Raw genomic sequence first — 18823 nt, 5'->3', positions numbered from 1 at the left:
GTCTCGCCTGCCTGCATCACCTTTATGGAGAACAGCGCATTATGTCAGCCAAACATCCTGTTATTGCCGTGACCGGTTCGAGCGGTGCAGGCACCACGACCACCAGCGTGGCATTTCGTAAAATATTTCAGCAGCTTGGTTTGCGTGCGGCGGAACTGGAAGGCGACAGTTTTCATCATTTCACCCGTCCTGAAATGGATGCGGCAATACGCAAGGCGCGCGATCTGGGACGTCATATCAGCTACTTCGGGCCGGAAGCCAATGACTTTGGTTTGCTGGAAAAAAGCTTTATCGAATACGGTAAAACAGGCACTGGCCGTTCACGTAAGTATCTGCATACTTATGACGAAGCCGTTCCCTACAATCAGGTGCCGGGTACCTTTACGCCGTGGCAGGCGTTGCCGGAACCGACGGATATTTTGTTTTACGAAGGGTTACACGGTGGTGTGGTGGCGGACAAAATTGACGTTGCCGCGCAGGTCGACCTGCTGGTCGGCGTAGTGCCTATCGTCAACCTCGAATGGATCCAGAAACTGGTGCGCGATACCGGCGAGCGCGGGCATTCCCGTGAAGCGGTGATGGATTCCGTCGTGCGTTCGATGGATGACTATATCAATTACATTACCCCGCAGTTTTCCCGCACGCACATCAATTTCCAGCGGGTACCCACCATCGACACCTCGAACCCGTTTGCCGCCAAAGCCATTCCGTCACTGGATGAAAGCTTTGTGGTGATTCATTTTCAGGGACTGGATGACATCGATTTCCCGTATCTGCTGGCCATGCTGCAAGGGTCGTTTATCTCGCACATCAAAACACTGGTGGTGCCGGGCGGCAAAATGGGGCTGGCGATGGAGCTGATCATGGCGCCGCTGGTGCAGCGCCTGATGGAAGGCAAGAAGATCGAGTAAACTTTATTCGGCTGCAATCACTTCAAAGCTGTGGGTGATTGTGGCCGCTTTCCCCAGCATCAGAGACACAGAACAGTATTTTTCGGCAGACAGGCTGACTGCGCGTTCAACAATCTTATCGGTCAGATCCTTACCGGTGACGATAAAATGCAGATTGATGTGAGTGAACAGACGCGGCGCTTCTTCGCGGCGTTGTGAGGTCAGCTTCACTTCACAATCACGCACGTCATTACGACCTTTTTGCAAAATTGACACCACGTCGATTGCACTACACCCCCCTGCGGACATCAGTAACATTTCCATCGGGCTTGGGGCTTTATCACCCGCGTTTCCATCCATTGAAATCTGATGACCCGATGCAGACTCACCTAAAAATGTCAGTCCTTCAACCCATTTGACACGTGCATGCATGAACTATTCTCCCGGTGAATAAACTTGTCGAAATCTGCTCTCAGAGTACCCTTTCACCTAAAATCTGGCAACGTAACCCGATCGCCATCATGCTGAAGCGAGACAACAGAAGACAGCATCTCAAACCTGTGCTACAAACAAAGCCGAAACATACTTTCCAGTAAATTGCGGTGACGGTTTTTGCGGTTTAAGTACAGAACCCACGGTGATGACAGCAATAAACAGGCTGTTGCACTCCGACATCCGCTTGCAGCATTTCTGGAGAGTTATATGCTGAAAGGGCGCTTTGGATTTGAAGTGCCGTACAGGGAACTCTGAGCCCTGTGATTTTGGGCAGCGATAACAACAGAGGATAATAGCAAATGGTTCTCGGCAAGCCACAAACAGACCCGACTCTTGAATGGTTCCTGTCTCACTGTCATATACATAAGTATCCTTCTAAAAGTACGCTGATTCACCAGGGTGAAAAAGCCGAAACGCTTTACTACATCGTGAAAGGGTCAGTTGCTGTCCTGATTAAAGATGAAGAAGGCAAGGAAATGATACTGTCCTACCTTAACCAAGGTGACTTCATCGGTGAGCTGGGACTCTTCGAAGAAGGTCAGGAACGCAGTGCCTGGGTACGTGCTAAAACTGCCTGTGAAGTGGCTGAAATTTCATATAAAAAATTCCGCCAGCTGATTCAGGTTAACCCGGATATTCTGATGCGTCTCTCCGCGCAGATGGCCAACCGTCTGCAAGTGACGTCAGAGAAAGTCGGCAACCTTGCCTTCCTTGACGTTACCGGTCGTATCGCTCAAACCTTGCTCAATCTGGCTAAACAGCCTGATGCAATGACCCATCCGGACGGGATGCAAATCAAGATTACCCGCCAGGAAATTGGCCAAATCGTCGGTTGTTCACGTGAAACAGTCGGACGCATTCTCAAAATGCTGGAAGATCAAAGCCTGATCTCCGCACACGGTAAAACGATTGTCGTTTACGGCACACGTTAATCCCTCAAAAATTGGCGCGGCAAAACACTGTCGCGCCTTTTTTATGGGCTAAGCTTTACCCATGACGCTATGGCGAAGACTGTTTTACCATCCTGAAGTGAACTACGCGCTGCGCCAGACGCTGGTGTTGTGCTTACCTGTTGGCATTTGCTGGCTGTTTGGCAATTTGCAAATGGGCCTGCTGTTTTCCCTCTGCCCGGCCTGTTGTAACATCGCCGGTCTGGATACCCCGCATAAACGCTTTTTCAAACGCCTGCTCGTTGGCGGTTCACTCTTTGCCGTGAGCAGCCTTCTGCTGCAACTGATGCTCGAAAGCTGGCATATACCGCTGCCGCTGATCATGCTGTCGCTGGCGTTACTGCTCGGCGTCACCGGTGAAATCAGCCCGCTGCATGCGCGCCTGTTGCCCGGTGCGCTGGTGGCGACTATCTTCACGCTGAGTATGGTGGGCGTGCGCCCGATGTGGCAGGCCCCGGTGTTGTTCGCCGCTGGCACAGCCTGGTACGGATTGTTTAACTGGGCGTGGTTTCGTATTTCGGAAGAACAACCGATGCGCGAAACGCTCAGCCAGCTCTATCTTCAACTCGCGGATTATTTCGAAGCCAAGTACAGCCTGCTGACGCAACACACCGATCCCGAAACCGCGTTACCCCCACTGCTAACCCGCCAGCAGCAGGTTATCGACCTGATTGCCCTGCTTTATCAGCAATTACACATGTTGCCCCAGCACGGACATCATCATCACCATAAACGGCTGTTTCAGCGTTTTCAGGTAGCGCTCGATTTGCAGGAGCACATTACAGTGAGCCTGCATCAGCCGGAAGAAGTGCAGAAACTGGTGGAGGAAAGCCATGCCGAAGCGGTTATCCGCCGAAATGCACAGGTGATTTCCACCCGTCTTCGGGTGATTGCCGACGATATTCTTTATCACCGTTTATCCGGGCGCTTTACGATGGCCAATGAGCTGACCGCGCTGGAGAAAATCGCCGCGCGCAACCCGGACAATCCGGTAGGTCAGTTTTGTTATTACCATTTCAGCCGCATTGCCCGTCTGTTACGCACACAGCGGCCGTTGTACAAACGTGACCTGATGAACACCCAGCCGCGTTTGCCCTTCTGGCCCGCGCTGAAAAGCTATCTTTCCTTCAAATCCGTGGCACTGCGTAATGCCGCACGTTTGGGCATTATTCTGGCGATTGGCAGCAGTCTGGGTCTGTTCTTCAATTTGCCCAAACCCTACTGGATCTTGCTGACTATCATGTTGGTCAGCCAGAACGGTTATAACGCCACGCGGGTGAGGATCCAGCACCGTGCACTCGGTACGCTGGCCGGATTGCTGATTGCCTCAGGCTTGCTCAAACTGGAACTGCCGGAAGGCACCACGCTGCTGTGCATGCTGCTGATCACCCTGTTGTCCTATACCGTTCTGCGCAAAAACTACGGACTGGCGATGGTCGGCATGACGGTGACTGCAGTGTATACCCTGCAATTGCTGGCGATGAACGGCGTGCATTTTCTGGTACCACGACTGGTCGATACCCTGATCGGCTGCGCGCTGGCCTTTGGTGGCACTATCTGGCTGTGGCCACAATGGCAAAGCGGTTTGCTGCGCCAGAATGCACACCAGGCGCTGGAAATCTATCAGGACGCTATCCGCCTGCTGCTCGAGGAAAGCCCCGACACCGCCAAACTGGCGTACACCCGTATGCAGGTCAATCAGGCGCACAATAAGCTGTTCACTTCGCTAAATCAGGCGATGCAGGAGCCGGGTTTTAACTCACATTATCTGGCGGATATGCGTTTGTGGGTGACGCACAGTCAGTTTGTGGTTGAGCATATCAACGCGATGACGATCCTCGCCCGCGAGCATTACATGCTGCCGGAAAAACTGGCGACGGAGTATTTACAGACCTGCGAAATCGCGCTGCAAAGCTGTCAGCAACGACTGCTCTACGACGGGCCGGGCAGCGAGAACAACCTGTTTAATGCGCCGGAACTTCACCCGGATATGCCACTGACCGAAATGGAACGCCATCTGCGGCGCGTAATTTCACATCTCAGCGTGATGCATACCATCTCGTCACTGGCGTGGAAGCAGAGGCCGCATCATGGGATCTGGCTGACGCGGCGGGCGTGAAGGGGGAGACCCCTTTCAAATCCCCTTTTTACTGGCTTGCAGCCAGACTGCTTTTTAAAGCTAATCGGAGAATATTTCGGTTTCTCAAGTGCGGGGACCGCGCACTGACGGCTTAAAATGGATTGAGAAAGTTTCGGTTTCTCAATTGCCGAGCTCGCTTAACTCACCGCGCCGAAACCGACCAAAGGAGGAAAGTGCTTTTCCTCCTTTGGATTCCTCCTCGCTTTTTCAACACGCGCTCCGCTTGCTGGCTATGTTTCAGCAACCGCGGTGACAGGCTTGAAATCTTGCCGCGTTGCGGTTCCTTCTCCCGGTCTTCGAGCCACTGGTCTCGAAGCCGCTCCGTTCAGCAAGATTTCTGATTCGCCCGCAGGATTCTAAATTCAAAAGCAGAAGGGTTTTATCTTTTAGAAATGTCGATTGGCGTGCTCAAAAATGGCACCGAATGAACGGTTCGAGACCTATGGCTCGAAGCCTGAAATTCGGGAATCGCGCAGCGATGACATTTTGCGCCACACACTAATGCGCCAGAACATGTCCGCCGTGCCCGCGACAGCGCGCAGTGAAAAAGCGAAGGGAGATCCAAGAGGGAAAAAGCACTTTTCCCTCTTGGTCGGTTTCGGCGCGAGAGGCCATGTGATAAATGTTAGTGAGAAACCGAAATTGTCTCGATCAAGCGTTTAAAGACGGAGGCGTGGGGCTCACCCCCCACAAACTTTCCCCACTGCTTTCTCAAACCTTTCCATCCCCTCTTCAATATCCGCGAAGTCGATAACAAGCGATGGCGCAAACCGCATCACGTTTGGTCCGGCGACCAGCATCATCAACCCGAATTCTGCTGCAACGGCATGGAATTCTCCGGCGCGGTTTTTATACGCATCAGAAAGCTCGGCGCCGATCAGCAACCCCTGACCGCGGAACTCGCTGAAGATGTGATATTTCTGGTTGATGGCCTCCAGCGCGCTGATGAATTTCTCGCGGCGCTCGTTGATCCCGGCCAGCACGTCTGGCGTATTGATGATATCCAGCGCGGCTTCAGCGACGGCGCAGGCCAGCGGGTTACCGCCGTAGGTGGTGCCATGTTTGCCCGGTTCCATCACCGAGGCCACGTCTTCGGTTGCCAGCATGGCGGAAACCGGGAAACCGCCGCCGAGCGCTTTGGCAGTGGTCAGGATGTCCGGCGTCACGCCGTAATGCATGTAGCTGAATAACTTGCCGCTGCGCCCCATGCCGCTTTGAACTTCATCCAGCACCAGCAGCGCCTGATGTTTGTCACAAAGCTCGCGCAGACCTTGCAGAAACGCTTTGGTCGCAGGCGTGACACCGCCCTCTCCTTGCACAGGCTCGACAACAATGGCGCAGGTGTGGTCGTCGATCACCGCTTTTACGGCATCCAGATCGTTGAACGGCACGTGCACAATATCAGCGGGTTTCGGGCCGAAGCCGTCGGAGTATTTCGGCTGGCCACCCACGGAAACCGTGAACAGCGTGCGACCGTGGAAGGCATTATGGAAAGCGATGATCTTACTTTTGTACGGGCTGTGACGGTGCGAGGCGTAATAGCGCGCCAGTTTAAAGGCCGCTTCGTTGGCTTCAGCGCCGGAGTTGGCGAAGAATACGCGGTCGGCAAAGGTGGCGTCGATCAGCTTCTGCGCCAGTCGAAGGGCGGGTTCATTGGTAAATACGTTACTGACATGCCACAGGGTTTCGCCCTGCTCGTGCAACGCTTTCACCAGTGCCGGATGGCAATGTCCAAGCGCCGTCACAGCGATACCCCCGGCGAAATCAACATACTCGTTCCCTTGCTGATCCCACACGCGACTGCCTTTACCTTTCACGGGAATGAATTTCGCAGGTGAATAAACCGGCAAAATAACTTTATCGAATGTGCCCCGATCTACCGATGATTTTTCCGCCATTACCCTTCTCCCTCACGACCATTGATATGAAAATATAATCACAAAATATGCATAAAAAATCACATACAGGCAAACAGAAATCGCATCTGATGGGCAAGTAATTTTTTCAGCAATATTAACTGATTAGATTTTAAGGAAATTATCCAAAAGCTGATGCCCCTGCTCGCTCAAAATGCTTTCAGGATGGAACTGAACGCCATGCAGCGGCAAGGTTTTGTGCATGATGCCCATAATGTCGTCACGACCACCATCCCGTTCTGTCCATGCAGTAACCTCGAAACAATCGGGCAGCGTCTGTGGCGCGACCACCAGCGAATGGTAGCGCGTCACGGTCAGCGGATTATTCAGCCCGGTAAAGACACTCCTGCCGGTATGGCGGACAGGGGATGTTTTACCGTGAATGGCCTGCCGGGCGCGGACGATGCTCGCGCCGAACGCCTGCGCCATCGCCTGATGCCCGAGGCACACGCCAAGTATCGGTAAACGGTCGGAGAAATGGGCAATCGCTTGCAGGGAAATGCCAGCCTGATCAGGCGTACACGGACCGGGAGAAATCACCAGATGTGAGGGGGAAAGCTGTTCAATGTCGGTGAGCGTCAGCTGATCATTACGCATCACTTTCACCTCTGCACCTAGCTCGCAAAAATATTGATAGAGGTTGTAGGTGAAGGAATCGTAGTTGTCGATCAGCAGCAGCATAGTGTACCCGGTAAAAGTCGGAAAATTTACCGGGCAATTCTACGCATTTTTCAGCTCAGGCTCAGTATTTTGTCGATCAATGTTCTTCCGGGATTTCACTGACAACAGTATTAAAAATTGCCACCAGCTCGGATTCATCACCAAACACCGCCGTTTTATTGGCCGCCAGCCAGCGCTCACGATCCACTTTGGACCAGTCAATATCGTAGCCAGCATGAATGACCAGTTGCTCGATGAAGATCCGCAGCGCACGTCCGTTACCTTCGCGGAACGGATGCAGCAGATTCAGGCCGGTGTAATAGTGAGCCAGACGCTCAGCGAGATTATCCAGGGGTAACCCGACCAGAAACGCTTCTTCTTCAAGCTCCTGCATCAGCGCGTTGCCCTCTTTTTCGATGTATTCGAAATGGCAAAACTGAGTGTCATCCTTGTAGATATCGATTTCACGGAACTCGCCTGCCCAGGCGTAAATATCCTGGAACAAAGACAGATGCACCGCACACAGATGCGGCAGTCCCATCACCGCAGGCCCAAGCGGCATCGCTGACGCGCGCAGGGCAGTAAATGCGAGTTCGGCCTGCAACAGACGATGTTCTTCACGGATTTCCAGCCGGTTTTTCAGCACATTGATGCCGGTATAATAGTAAGGGTCGGCACCGGGCACGAGTTTATCGTTCATAGTGCTTCCTCAGTTCGGTGAGGCGTTGTGAAATTTGTTCGTTGTCTAACGTGATAACCTCAACCTGCAAACCATCCAGCGCGCTACTGGCCTGAAAGTTCTGCCGCTGACGTTCGCGAAAAAGTTTTTCCTGCTGCCTGAGTGTCAGTTTCTTCGCCATTATTTCCTCCCTGGGTACAGCCATTCGGGCACATACCTTGTGGAGTTAAGTATAGACAGAGAAAAAAGGGCGCCAGCTTCAGCGCCCTAAACTCGGATTATTCAACAGCGATAGGGGTCTCGTTCACGTCTGTTTTATGATCTGCCTGAAGCGTTTTCACGCGATCCTCAAGCTGTTTCACCGCCTGCGCATCCGGCAGAAGTGAATATTTCAGTTCAAACACCGTGCTCTGGCCGGGTTGCAGTTGTTTCACGCGGCCTTGTTTACGTTCGATAGTGACCGGATACGCATAGTTGGTGCCCGGTTCAATACCCGTAACGTAACCCTGCTTCAGAGTGTCGGTGTTTTTCCACAGCGTCAGCAGCGGCAACTGATGGGTATCGAATTCAATCGATGCTCCTTTGTTGCCCGCTTTGTTCACTACGCCAGCAATGGTTTTACCCTGTGCATCCGCCAGCGGAACCATGTTAAAGACCATCTCGTCGAAGCCTTTGGTTGGCCCGGCGTAAGTCTGCCAGTCTGCTAAACCTTTTTTGGCGTAATCATTGAACGGAGAAATTGATTTCAGCGGCGCAATGAAACGGGCGCCCTGCTCAAGGATCGGCTGACCGAAATTACTGTGATAAATAATCTGGTAGTCGTGCGGATAATCCGACTGGTTAGTCAGGGTGTCGTGGATGGTCCACGAATGACTACCCGGCACGTAACGCAGCTCAGTCCAGGTTTCCAGCTTGGCTTTCTTAAAGGTGTCTTCTTTCAGCAAGCCGCGCACCGTGATTTCATAAGGGGCTTTATCGGCAATATCAACCACCACTTTCGAGGCTGGTGTATTGCCCGCCCGACCGTGCAGCGTGTAAATCATGCCGTCAGCAGTAACAGGATGTCCGGTCCATTCAAAGCCGCAACGCACCATCATTTCGTTGAAACCTTCCAGCCAGCCCACACCGTTACGGCTTTCAAGGTTGATATAGGCCGGATTCACCACCTCCTGAACCGGAGAATCCCAACCTAAGCGGATGTTATCGCCGGTCACGTGCAGTAAATCCATCCCGCGCGTCGGGCTCAGCGCAATCGTCAGCCCTTTGCTGGTAATAGTGATGACTTTTGACCCTTCCTGTTTGCCACCGTGAAGCACTTTTTGTTCGATGCTGAAATCCGCGCCCGCGATGTTCAGCTTTTTGTTGTCGGTCTTCCAGTTTCCCAGTTCTGTACCGGCTTCAGCATCCGTCAGCACGATGGTTTGTGCAGTGGCCTGCCACGAAAAAAGCCCCAGAACGATCCCGGTAACGAGTAATTTTTTCACAATAACCCCTTTTTGCTGAATTGATTTAGCCCAAAAGCAATTCAGCCTACAAAGTCCGGCAGGCGAAAAACGTGACAGCCTTCAAGTTGAGCGGTTTTTATGCTAAATGACAGGCAGTAACGTGCCAGACCTCGCAAAAAATCGTAATTTCAGAGAGAAATTGCAAATGAAACTGAGATCTCAGGCAGGAAGAGACGCGCATAAGCTGATGCGTTTCAGCTTATACGCGTTAGCAGAAGGATGTTACTTTTTACGGCCTCCCATAATGGAACCGAGAACCCCACGCAGGATCTGACGACCTAAATCACGCGCCATGCTTTTTGCCGCAACCTGTACCACACCGTCACGTTTCCCCCCCCGTGGTCCGGTGCTGCCGAACAATATTTCATTCAGTCCCCCCATCAGCCCACCGCCGGAAGGGGTTTGCGCCGCCGGTTTGGCCGGGCCTGTGGATTGCGGCGTGTTGATCGTGCCGAAACCTTGTGCGGTGATTTTTTCGTAGGCCGATTCACGGTCTATGCTGTCTTCATAGCGACCATACAGAGGCGACTGGTTGATCGCTTTGTTACGTTCGTCGTCGCCAGTCATGCCCATTTTCGATTCCGGCGCTATCACCATCGCCCGCTCAACGATTTCAGGACGCCCCTTTTCATCCAGAAATGACACCAGCGCCTCGCCAACGCCCAGTTCAGTGATCGCCGTTTCAGCGTCGAAAGCCGGATTCGCGCGCAGTGTTTGCGCCGCCGCTTTGACCGCTTTCTGGTCACGCAGCGTAAAGGCGCGTAAGGCATGCTGTACGCGGTTACCGAGCTGCCCGAGCACGCTGTCAGGAATATCCAGCGGGTTTTGCGTCACGAAGTAAATACCCACGCCTTTGGAGCGGATCAGCCGCACGACCTGTTCAATTTTTGTCAGCAGCGCCTGCGGGGCGTCATTGAACAGCAGATGAGCTTCGTCAAAGAAGAACACCAGTTTGGGCTGCTCAGGGTCACCGACTTCCGGCAGATGCTCAAAAAGTTCAGCCAGCAGCCACAGCAGGAAAACGGAGTAGAGTTTAGGCTGATTAATCAGCTTATCCGCGGCCAGCAGGTTGATAATACCGTGGCCTTTCTTGTCGGTTTTCATCAGGTCATTAATATCCAGCATCGGCTCACCGAAGAACTGATTTGCGCCCTGACCTTCCAGCGTCAGCAAGCCTCGCTGAATGGCGCCGATGGAAGCGGAAGAAATATTGCCGTACTGCGTCTGGAACTGTTTAGCGTTATCACCGGTAAACTGCACCATGGCACGCAAATCTTTCATATCGAGCAGCAACAAGCCGTTGTCGTCGGCAATCTTAAACACCAGTTGCAGCACGCCGCTTTGCACGTCATTAAGATCGAGCAATCGCGCCAGCAGCAGCGGCCCGAGGTCAGAAATCGTCGCGCGGATCGGATGGCCTTTTTCACCAAAGATATCCCACGGGATAATGCTGCATGCCTGCGGCTGCCAGTCCGTCACGCCAATATCATTCAACCGCGCGGCGAGTTTTTCCGACGCCACACCTTCAGCACCAATACCGGATAAATCCCCTTTCACATCGGCCAGAAAAACCGGAATACCGATACGGGAAAACTGCTCGGCCATTCGTTGCAGCGTGACGGTTTTACCGGTACCGGTCGCGCCGGTAATCAGTCCATGTCGGTTCGCCAGCGCAGGAAGGATCACCAGATCCTGTACCGGTTTACCTTCATTCATGGCTTTGGCAATCAGACGGGCTTCACTCATTTCATTGTCCTTGAAAGTGGCAGGCGGGGAGCTTTCTATAAAACTATAAGTCTCATCAAAGGGGCGTCAATAAATAGGCAATAAAAAGCCCCCGGAACCGGAGGCTTAGAAAAACAGTATTCTGGAGGAAGGGCTGAAAAATTAAGGCAGCACTTTCGCAGACAGGATCACAATCGGCGTCGTCGGCACGTTCTGGTAAGGCCCGACATTATCCGTTTTGACCTGAGACATTTTGTCTACCACATCCATCCCTTTAATGACTTTACCGAATACGGCATAGCCGAAATCACGCTGACCGTGATCGAGGAAGGCGTTATCTGCCACGTTGATGAAGAACTGGCTGGTCGCGCTGTCTTTATCGGCAGTACGCGCCATGGCGATGGTGCCGCGCAGGTTACGCAGGCCATTGTCCGCTTCGTTCTTGATCGGCTCTTTGGGCGCTTTTTGCTGCATGTCAGCCGTAAAACCGCCACCCTGCACCATGAAGCCCGGGATCACGCGGTGGAAAATGGTGTTGTTGTAATAGCCGCTCTGAGCGTAATCAACGAAATTCTTCACAGAAACCGGTGCCTTCGCACTGTCGAGTTCCAATTCGATATTCCCCGCTGAAGTGGTCAGCATGACATGGGTTTGGGCGGCCGCAAGAACAGGCTCCATTGCAGTCAGGGATAGCAGCGCAGTCAGGGCCACTAAAGTACGTTTAAACATGACGGTTCCTTTCTTCAGAATACAAACAACAGATCCCACTGATTCTAAAGAGGCTTTACGCTTAGCGCCAGACCTTTACCTTTATTTACGCTTGGGAATAAATATTCCAATTATTTCAGAATATTACATCATATTTTTCACTGCCTTAGCTGTTGAAATCCACAGCGTGATCTTCATCAAGATGGATGAGGGTTTTTGCCAGCTGTGTTTGCGCGATCAGTACGCCCTCGCGCAGAGAATATTGTACCGGTGTCTGGCGGCGCACCGCGTCGAAACCACTTTGTGCTGGCAGGATCACCAGGCTGGCAGCATAGCCACTTTCCAGACCGTAACCTTGCAGATTCATAGTGCGGGCGCTGTAGGTGGTGATGAGCTTCAGCCCGTCATTAATTTGCTGATATCCCATCAGCTGACAGACATGCAGCCCCATGTGCAGTACCTGCAACATATTGGCGGTGCCGAGCGGATACCACGGGTCAAACACATCATCATGGCCGAAACAGACGTTGATCCCCGCCTCCAGCATTTCTTTCACACGCGTAATACCGCGGCGTTTCGGATAGGTGTCAAACCGTCCCTGCAGGTGGATATTGACCAGCGGATTGGCGACAAAGTTGATACCTGACATTTTCAGCAAGCGGAATAAACGCGAAGTGTACGCGCCGTTATAGGAATGCATCGCGGTGGTATGGCTGGCGGTAACGCGAGCGCCCATGTTTTCACGCAGGGCCAGCGCGGCCACAGTTTCGACAAAACGCGACTGCTCATCGTCAATTTCATCGCAATGGACGTCGATCAGCTTGTCGTATTTTTTCGCCAGTTCGAAGGTTTTATGCAGCGATTCCACACCGTATTCGCGGGTGAACTCGAAATGGGGAATCGCACCGACGACGTCAGCGCCCAGCTTCAGCGCCTCTTCCAGCAAGGCTTCGCCGTTCGGGTACGACATGATGCCTTCCTGCGGAAACGCCACAATTTGCAGCGTGACCCACGGCGCGACTTCAGCTTTCACTTCCAGCATGGCTTTGAGTGCCGTCAGCGTCGGATCAGACACATCCACATGGGTGCGCACATGCTGGATGCCGTTGGCTATCTGCCACTTTAGCGTCTGCCAGGCGCGCTGTTTGACGTCTTCATGCGACAACAGCGCCTTGCGTTCTGCCCAGCGTTCAATGCCTTCAAATAACGTACCGGACTGATTCCAGGCTGGCTGACCGGCGGTTTGAGTGGTATCGAGATGAATGTGCGGCTCGATAAAAGGAGGGATTGCCAACCCCCCTTCAGCATCCAGGATATGCTCGCCATAGTCGGCATTATCCCATTGAGGGACAATCTGGCGTATCACGCCGCCTTCGATATCTATCTGCCACAACCCTTCCCGGTCAGGCAACCGTACATTTTTCACGGTACGCAAAAGAGTTTTCGTCACGCGTTACCTCATCATTTTTAGTAAGACTGCGTTGTCGGTGATGTTAAAGCCAATCTTAGAACAATAGCCTGAAAGTGTTTATAAATCGAAAGGTTACGCAAAAACCCAATAAAATCAGTCAAATACCCCCTAAGGAGTATATTGGAACTGGCTTGATTTGCATCAATACCCCCTGTTACGCGCGGGTTATGTTTAGCCTCAGAAAATCAATATTGAGGCAATTATGAGCAAAGTCAGAATCGCGATTATTGGCAACGGCATGGTCGGCCATCGCTTTATCGAAGATTTACTGGATAAAGCAGAACCGGGCCAGTTCGATATCACGGTATTTTGTGAAGAGCCGCGCGTGGCCTATGACCGCGTCCATCTTTCCTCTTATTTTTCACATCATACTGCCGAAGAACTGTCGCTGGTTCGCGAAGGATTCTACGAAAAACATAACGTCAATGTGCTGATTGGCGAACGGGCGATTACGCTCAACCGCAGTGAAAAAGTCATTCATTCCAGCAGCGGCCGCACGGTGTATTACGACAAACTGATTATCGCCACCGGCTCCTACCCGTGGGTGCCGCCGATCGCGGGTTCTGACAGTCAGGATTGCTTCGTTTACCGCACCATTGAAGACTTACATGCCATCGAATCCTGCGCCCGTCGTAGCAAACGCGGTGCCGTGGTCGGCGGCGGTTTACTCGGCCTTGAAGCCGCCGGTGCATTGAAAAACCTCGGGGTTGAAACCCACGTGGTAGAATTCGCCCCCGGCCTGATGGCGGAACAACTCGATACGCAGGGCGGCAGCCAGCTACGCCAGAAAATCGAAAGCATGGGCGTACGCGTCCACACCGCCAAAAATACTCAACAGATTGTTCAGGGCGGCACGTCTGCCCGTAAAACGATGGAGTTCGCCGATGGCACCTTCCTTGAAGTCGATTTCATCGTATTCTCCACCGGTATCCGTCCGCAGGACAAACTGGCGCGCCAGTGTGATTTAGAGATCGCTCCGCGCGGTGGCATTGTGATTAACGACCAGTGCCAGACCAGTGACCCGGATGTGTACGCCATCGGCGAATGTGCTTCGTGGAATCAGCGTACTTTCGGTCTGGTGGCACCGGGCTACAAAATGGCGCAGGTCACCGCTGATCATTTACTCGGTCGCGATAACGCCTTCACCGGCGCAGACATGAGCGCCAAACTGAAACTGTTAGGCGTGGATGTGGCCGGTATCGGCGACGCGCATGCCCGCACGCCGGGCGCACGCAGCTACGTTTATCTGGATGAAACCAAAGCGTTGTACAAACGCCTGGTGGTCAGCGAAGACAATAAAACGCTGCTCGGTGCCGTGCTGGTCGGTGATACCAGCGATTACGGCAATCTGCTGCAACTGGTGCTGAACAGTATTCCACTGCCGGAAAATCCCGATGCGCTGATCCTGCCCGCTCACGCAGGCAGCGGTGGCGCGGTGATTGGCACCGATGCCCTGCCGGAAAGCGCGCAAATCTGTTCGTGTTTTGACGTCACCAAAGGCGATATCATCAAAGCGGTTCAGGGCGGTTGTCACACCGTGGCGGCACTGAAATCGGCGACCAAAGCCGGTACCGGTTGCGGCGGCTGTATCCCGCTGGTAACGCAGGTGCTAAATGCTGAACTCAGCAAACAAGGCATCGAAGTTAACCATCATCTGTGCGAACACTTCGCCTATTCGCGCCAGGAGCTTTATCACCTGATCCGCGTGGAAGGTATCCGCTCATTCGACGACTTGCTGAATAAATACGGCAAAGGCTACGGTTGTGAAGTCTGTAAACCGACCGTCGGATCGCTGCTGGCTTCCTGCTGGAACGATTACGTGCTGAAACCGCAGCACACGCCATTGCAGGATACCAACGATGTGTTCCTTGCTAACATGCAAAAAGACGGTACCTATTCCGTTATACCGCGCTCGCCGGGCGGTGAAATCACACCGCAAGGCTTGCAGGCAATTGGTGAAATCGCAGCTGAATACAATCTCTACACCAAAATTACCGGCTCGCAGCGTATCGGCATGTTCGGCGCGCAAAAGGACGATTTACCCGCCATCTGGCAGAAACTGATTAACGCCGGCTTCGAAACCGGTCAGGCCTATGCCAAAGCCCTGCGTATGGCAAAAACCTGCGTCGGCAGCACCTGGTGCCGTTACGGCGTGGGCGACAGCCTCGGTTTCGGCATCAGCCTGGAAAACCGCTACAAAGGCATCCGCACGCCCCACAAAATGAAATTTGGCGTGTCCGGTTGTACCCGTGAATGCTCGGAAGCACAGGGCAAAGACGTGGGGATTATCGCCACGGAAAACGGCTGGAACCTGTATGTCTGCGGCAACGGCGGCATGAAACCACGGCACGGTGATTTACTGGCCGCCGATCTGGATAACGACACCCTGCTGCGTTATCTCGACCGTTTCATGATGTTCTACATCCGCACTGCCGATAAACTGCAACGTACCTCGGTCTGGATGGACAATCTCGAAGGCGGTATCGACTACCTGCGTAAAGTCATCATCGATAACAAACTGGGACTTAACGACCAGCTTGAAGCCGAACTGACACGCCTGCGCGACTCAGCGGTTTGTGAATGGCAGGAAACGCTGAACGATCCGGCGGCGCAAACCCGCTTCAGTCACTTTATCAACAGCAGCCAGCGTGACCCGAACGTGCAGTTCGTCGGTGAGCGTCAGCAACATCGTCCGGCGCGTCCTGACGAACGTATCCCGGTAAGACAAATCGCCGACGGGGAGGAAGTATTATGAGCCAATGGTTAACGCTTTGTTCTGTCGACCAGATCCTGCCTGCATGCGGTGTTTGCGCACTGGCAGGCGATCAGCAGGTCGCGCTGTTTCGTCCTTATGCTGATGAGCAGATTTTTGCGCTGTCGAACATCGACCCTTTCGCACAGGCCAGCGTGCTGTCACGCGGGATTATCGCTGAACATCAGGGCGAGCTTTGGGTAGCCAGTCCGCTGAAAAAACAGCATTTCCGCCTGACCGACGGTGTCTGCATGGAAGACGAGCAGTATTCGATTCCGGCTTACGAGGTCCGCGTACAGGACGGAAATGTGGAAATCAACACCGCCAGGCTTCGGGCTGAAATCGGCTAAACGCCGCGCCTTCCACGCCGCCTCCGGGCGGCGTTATTATTCATTCCAAAGAACGCTATTTCAAAGAACGCCGCCTCAGAGAATATTATCTATGGATTACCTGCCCCTTTTTTGTCAGTTAAAAAACAGAGCCTGCTTACTGGTCGGTGCCGGTGATGTTGCAGAGCGTAAAGCGCGTTTGCTGCTGGAAGCTGGCGCAAAACTAACGGTGAACGCCCTCACCTTTACGCCGCAATTTCAGATCTGGGCAGATGAAGGCAAAGTCCGCCTGTTACGCGGTGAATTTTCACCGCTGCTGGTGGATGAAAAATGGCTGGTGATCGCTGCGACCGATTCCGATCTGGTGAATCAGGAAGTCAGCGAAGCCGCAGATCACCGCCGCGTGTTCTGCAACGTGGTCGATGCGCCGGAAAGTGCCAGCGTGATCATGCCGTCGATCATTGACCGTTCTCCGCTGATGATCGCGGTGTCTTCCGGCGGTAATGCGCCGGTACTCGCGCGTTTGCTGCGCGAACGTCTGGAATCCATTCTGCCGCAGCATCTGGGCAAACTGGCACAGGTCGCGGGCGGATTGCGGGCGCGGGTAAAAACACATTTTCCTGATGCTTCTGAGCGCCGTCGCTGGTGGGAAAAACTGTTTAATCATCATCGCCTGGCGCAGTCGCTGGCGAACAATGACAACGCGCAAAGCCACGAATATCTTGAAGGGTTATTCCGCGAGCCCGTGGATAAACATGGCGAAGTGATTCTGGTCGGCGCCGGACCGGGCGATGCCGGATTACTGACGCTCAAAGGCTTGCAACAGATGCAACTGGCCGACGTGGTGGTTTACGACCGGCTGGTTTCTGACAGCGTGCTTAATCTGGCACGTCGCGACGCGGAGCGGATTTTCGTGGGCAAACGTGCCGGACACCATTGTGTGCCGCAGGAGCGCATCAATGAAATCCTGCTGGAACAGGCGCAGATGGGCAAACGCGTTGTCCGTCTCAAAGGGGGCGATCCGTTTATCTTTGGTCGTGGCGGCGAAGAACTGGAAGCACTGAAAGCCGCAGGCATCGCGTTCTCCGTGGTGCCGGGCATCACGGCGGCCTCCGGTTGTTCCGCTTACAGCGGTATTCCGCTGACCCACCGCGACCACGCGCAAAGCGTGCGGCTGATCACCGGCCATGCGAAGCAGGATGGAGTTTTAGACTGGGCCTGCATGGCGCAAACTCAGCAAACACTGGTGTTTTATATGGGGCTTACGCAGGCCGGAGAGATCCAGCGCCGGTTGCTGGAGAATGGCCTGGCAGCAGAAACGCCTGTCGCACTGGTAGAAAACGGCACCAGCCAGCAACAACGAGTGGTGACAGGGAAGCTCACAGAGCTCGAAAATCTGGCGAAAAAGGTGCAAAGCCCCAGTCTGATTATTGTCGGCAGCGTGGTGAGCTTACGTCAGAAACTCAACTGGTTTGCCAGCGAAACCGTAGCGATGCCATCGGATTGAGCACAGCGGTTTACTGAGGATCTGAAAGCAAAAAACCACGTCCAAAGACGTGGTTTTGATTTAACGGCCAAAGCAGAAATTAGGGAAGAGTAACGAAGCCAATAGCTTCGTAGGCCTTCTTCAGCGTCACGCTGGCACGGGCACGGGCTTTCTCAGCCCCTTCTTTCATGACCTGTTGCAGATAAGCTTCGTCACTGCGGAAGCGGTTAAAACGTTCCTGCACTTCAGTGAGCATGCCTGAAACCGCTTCAGCAACGGCACCTTTCAGATGACCATACATCTGGCCTTCAAATTCAGCTTCCAGCTCAGGAATGGCTTTGCCCGTCACACCAGAAAGGATATCCAGCAGGTTAGAAACGCCTGGTTTGTTTTTAATATCGTAACGGATGACAGGCGGCTCTTCAGAATCCGTCATCGCGCTTTTAATTTTTTTGGTCACCGCTTTCGGATCTTCCAGCAGGCCAATCACGTTTTTACGGTTGTCATCCGACTTTGACATCTTCTTGGTCGGTTCCTGCAATGACATCACGCGTGCACCGGATTTCGGAATGAACGGCTCCGGCACGGTAAACACATCGCCATAAAGCGCGTTGAAACGTGCGGCGATATCGCGGCTCAGTTCCAGATGTTGTTTCTGGTCTTCACCAACCGGCACCTGATTGGTCTGGTACAGCAGAATATCCGCCGCCATCAGCACCGGATAATCAAACAGGCCAGCAGTGATGCTTTCGCTGTTGGAGGTTTCATAGCGCGCTGATTTGTCTTTAAACTGCGTCATACGACCCAGCTCACCGAAATAGGTGTAGCAATTCAGCGCCCAGCTTAGCTGACTATGTTCAGGAACATGAGACTGCACGAAGATGGTACTTTTCTTCGGATCAATGCCGACCGCCAGATACAGCGCCAGCGTGTCCAGCGTCGCTTTGCGCAGCTTTTCCGCATCCTGACGCACGGTGATCGCGTGCAAATCGACGATGCAGTAAATGCATTCGTAATCGTCCTGCATTTTGACCCATTGACGCAGCGCACCCATGTAGTTGCCAATGGTCAATTCGCCTGAGGGCTGTGCGCCACTAAATACGATGGGTTTACTCAT

The 18823-nt window shown here is 53.3% G+C and carries 16 protein-coding genes; 6 read left to right on the top strand and 10 right to left on the bottom strand.

Annotation, left to right across the window (positions count from 1 at the left end; genetic code table 11):
* The first annotated feature begins 41 nt into the window (after positions 1-41).
* Positions 42-911 (top strand): phosphoribulokinase, encoded by an 870-nt coding sequence (locus tag HGO41_RS10305; protein WP_013573636.1) that lies wholly within the window; start codon positions 42-44, stop codon positions 909-911.
* 3 nt (positions 912-914) lie between these two features.
* Here HGO41_RS10305 and HGO41_RS10300 read toward each other — a convergent pair whose 3' ends face one another.
* Complete coding sequence (locus tag HGO41_RS10300; protein ID WP_013573635.1) at positions 915-1322, bottom strand: OsmC family protein; 408 nt, start codon at positions 1320-1322, stop codon at positions 915-917.
* Between the two features lie 362 nt (positions 1323-1684).
* On the opposite strand from HGO41_RS10300, the gene crp reads away from it, so the two are divergent.
* Both crp and HGO41_RS10290 read left to right on the top strand, forming a co-directional pair.
* Positions 1685-2317 (top strand): cAMP-activated global transcriptional regulator CRP, encoded by a 633-nt coding sequence (crp, locus tag HGO41_RS10295; protein ID WP_013573634.1) that lies wholly within the window; start codon positions 1685-1687, stop codon positions 2315-2317.
* A 61-nt stretch (positions 2318-2378) separates the two neighbouring features.
* Complete coding sequence (locus HGO41_RS10290) at positions 2379-4454, top strand: YccS/YhfK family putative transporter (protein WP_013573633.1); 2076 nt, start codon at positions 2379-2381, stop codon at positions 4452-4454.
* 701 nt (positions 4455-5155) lie between these two features.
* On the opposite strand, the gene argD is transcribed toward HGO41_RS10290, so the two are convergent.
* The 8 genes from argD to HGO41_RS10250 form a co-directional block, all read right to left on the bottom strand.
* Positions 5156-6373: a bifunctional acetylornithine/succinyldiaminopimelate transaminase gene (argD, locus tag HGO41_RS10285; RefSeq protein ID WP_014411516.1), complete on the bottom strand. Its 1218-nt coding sequence runs from the start codon at positions 6371-6373 to the stop codon at positions 5156-5158.
* A gap of 123 nt (positions 6374-6496) precedes the next feature.
* On the bottom strand, positions 6497-7072 hold the full coding sequence (locus HGO41_RS10280; protein WP_013573631.1) for an aminodeoxychorismate synthase component II: 576 nt from the start codon (positions 7070-7072) through the stop codon (positions 6497-6499).
* 76 nt (positions 7073-7148) lie between these two features.
* The gene (locus tag HGO41_RS10275; RefSeq protein WP_014411515.1) at positions 7149-7751 is read right to left on the bottom strand and encodes a putative adenosine monophosphate-protein transferase Fic; all 603 of its coding nucleotides are present in this window, start codon (positions 7749-7751) and stop codon (positions 7149-7151) included.
* Entirely contained in the window at positions 7741-7911 is a 171-nt protein-coding gene (locus tag HGO41_RS10270; protein WP_013573629.1) for a YhfG family protein, read from the bottom strand. The genes HGO41_RS10275 and HGO41_RS10270 overlap by 11 nt, the downstream gene beginning before the upstream one ends.
* A 97-nt stretch (positions 7912-8008) precedes the next feature.
* Positions 8009-9214: an aldose 1-epimerase family protein gene (locus HGO41_RS10265; protein ID WP_013573628.1), complete on the bottom strand. Its 1206-nt coding sequence runs from the start codon at positions 9212-9214 to the stop codon at positions 8009-8011.
* Between the two features lie 243 nt (positions 9215-9457).
* The gene (locus tag HGO41_RS10260) at positions 9458-10981 is read right to left on the bottom strand and encodes a helicase HerA-like C-terminal domain-containing protein (protein WP_250981005.1); all 1524 of its coding nucleotides are present in this window, start codon (positions 10979-10981) and stop codon (positions 9458-9460) included.
* A gap of 141 nt (positions 10982-11122) precedes the next feature.
* Positions 11123-11689: a peptidylprolyl isomerase A gene (gene ppiA, locus HGO41_RS10255; protein ID WP_013573626.1), complete on the bottom strand. Its 567-nt coding sequence runs from the start codon at positions 11687-11689 to the stop codon at positions 11123-11125.
* Positions 11690-11834: 145 nt separating this feature from the next.
* On the bottom strand, positions 11835-13118 hold the full coding sequence (locus HGO41_RS10250; RefSeq protein WP_013573625.1) for a cytosine deaminase: 1284 nt from the start codon (positions 13116-13118) through the stop codon (positions 11835-11837).
* Between the two features lie 223 nt (positions 13119-13341).
* On the opposite strand from HGO41_RS10250, the gene nirB reads away from it, so the two are divergent.
* The 3 genes from nirB to cysG all read left to right on the top strand — a co-directional run bounded on the left by nirB (position 13342) and on the right by cysG (position 17727).
* A complete protein-coding gene (nirB, locus tag HGO41_RS10245; protein ID WP_013573624.1) occupies positions 13342-15894 on the top strand; it encodes a nitrite reductase large subunit NirB in 2553 nt (850 codons plus the stop codon).
* Positions 15891-16241, top strand: coding sequence for a nitrite reductase small subunit NirD (nirD, locus tag HGO41_RS10240; protein WP_119261122.1), 351 nt, complete (start codon positions 15891-15893; stop codon positions 16239-16241). Before nirB ends, nirD begins: the two co-directional genes overlap by 4 nt.
* 91 nt (positions 16242-16332) lie before the next feature.
* Positions 16333-17727 carry a siroheme synthase CysG gene (gene cysG / locus HGO41_RS10235; protein WP_112151927.1) on the top strand — a complete coding sequence of 465 codons (1395 nt, stop codon included), beginning with the start codon at positions 16333-16335 and terminating at the stop codon, positions 17725-17727.
* Between the two features lie 79 nt (positions 17728-17806).
* Here cysG and trpS read toward each other — a convergent pair whose 3' ends face one another.
* Positions 17807-18823, bottom strand: coding sequence for a tryptophan--tRNA ligase (gene trpS / locus HGO41_RS10230; RefSeq protein ID WP_013573621.1), 1017 nt, complete (start codon positions 18821-18823; stop codon positions 17807-17809).

The organism is Rahnella sp. CG8, assembly GCF_023701875.1.
Taxonomy (GTDB): domain Bacteria; phylum Pseudomonadota; class Gammaproteobacteria; order Enterobacterales; family Enterobacteriaceae; genus Rahnella; species Rahnella aceris.
The sequence above is the reverse complement of the archived record's forward strand: the minus strand, read 5'-3'. Positions and strand labels throughout refer to the sequence as shown.

Coding starts and splice junctions, on each gene's coding strand:
- ppiA (WP_013573626.1), bottom strand. CDS start 11,689: ATGTTTAAACGTACTTTAGTGGCCCTGACTGCGCTGCTATCCCTGACT.
- HGO41_RS10275 (WP_014411515.1), bottom strand. CDS start 7,751: ATGAACGATAAACTCGTGCCCGGTGCCGACCCTTACTATTATACCGGC.
- nirB (WP_013573624.1), top strand. CDS start 13,342: ATGAGCAAAGTCAGAATCGCGATTATTGGCAACGGCATGGTCGGCCAT.
- HGO41_RS10300 (WP_013573635.1), bottom strand. CDS start 1,322: ATGCATGCACGTGTCAAATGGGTTGAAGGACTGACATTTTTAGGTGAG.
- trpS (WP_013573621.1), bottom strand. CDS start 18,823: ATGAGTAAACCCATCGTATTTAGTGGCGCACAGCCCTCAGGCGAATTG.
- HGO41_RS10305 (WP_013573636.1), top strand. CDS start 42: ATGTCAGCCAAACATCCTGTTATTGCCGTGACCGGTTCGAGCGGTGCA.
- crp (WP_013573634.1), top strand. CDS start 1,685: ATGGTTCTCGGCAAGCCACAAACAGACCCGACTCTTGAATGGTTCCTG.
- HGO41_RS10260 (WP_250981005.1), bottom strand. CDS start 10,981: ATGAGTGAAGCCCGTCTGATTGCCAAAGCCATGAATGAAGGTAAACCG.
- cysG (WP_112151927.1), top strand. CDS start 16,333: ATGGATTACCTGCCCCTTTTTTGTCAGTTAAAAAACAGAGCCTGCTTA.
- nirD (WP_119261122.1), top strand. CDS start 15,891: ATGAGCCAATGGTTAACGCTTTGTTCTGTCGACCAGATCCTGCCTGCA.
- argD (WP_014411516.1), bottom strand. CDS start 6,373: ATGGCGGAAAAATCATCGGTAGATCGGGGCACATTCGATAAAGTTATT.
- HGO41_RS10270 (WP_013573629.1), bottom strand. CDS start 7,911: ATGGCGAAGAAACTGACACTCAGGCAGCAGGAAAAACTTTTTCGCGAA.
- HGO41_RS10280 (WP_013573631.1), bottom strand. CDS start 7,072: ATGCTGCTGCTGATCGACAACTACGATTCCTTCACCTACAACCTCTAT.
- HGO41_RS10290 (WP_013573633.1), top strand. CDS start 2,379: ATGACGCTATGGCGAAGACTGTTTTACCATCCTGAAGTGAACTACGCG.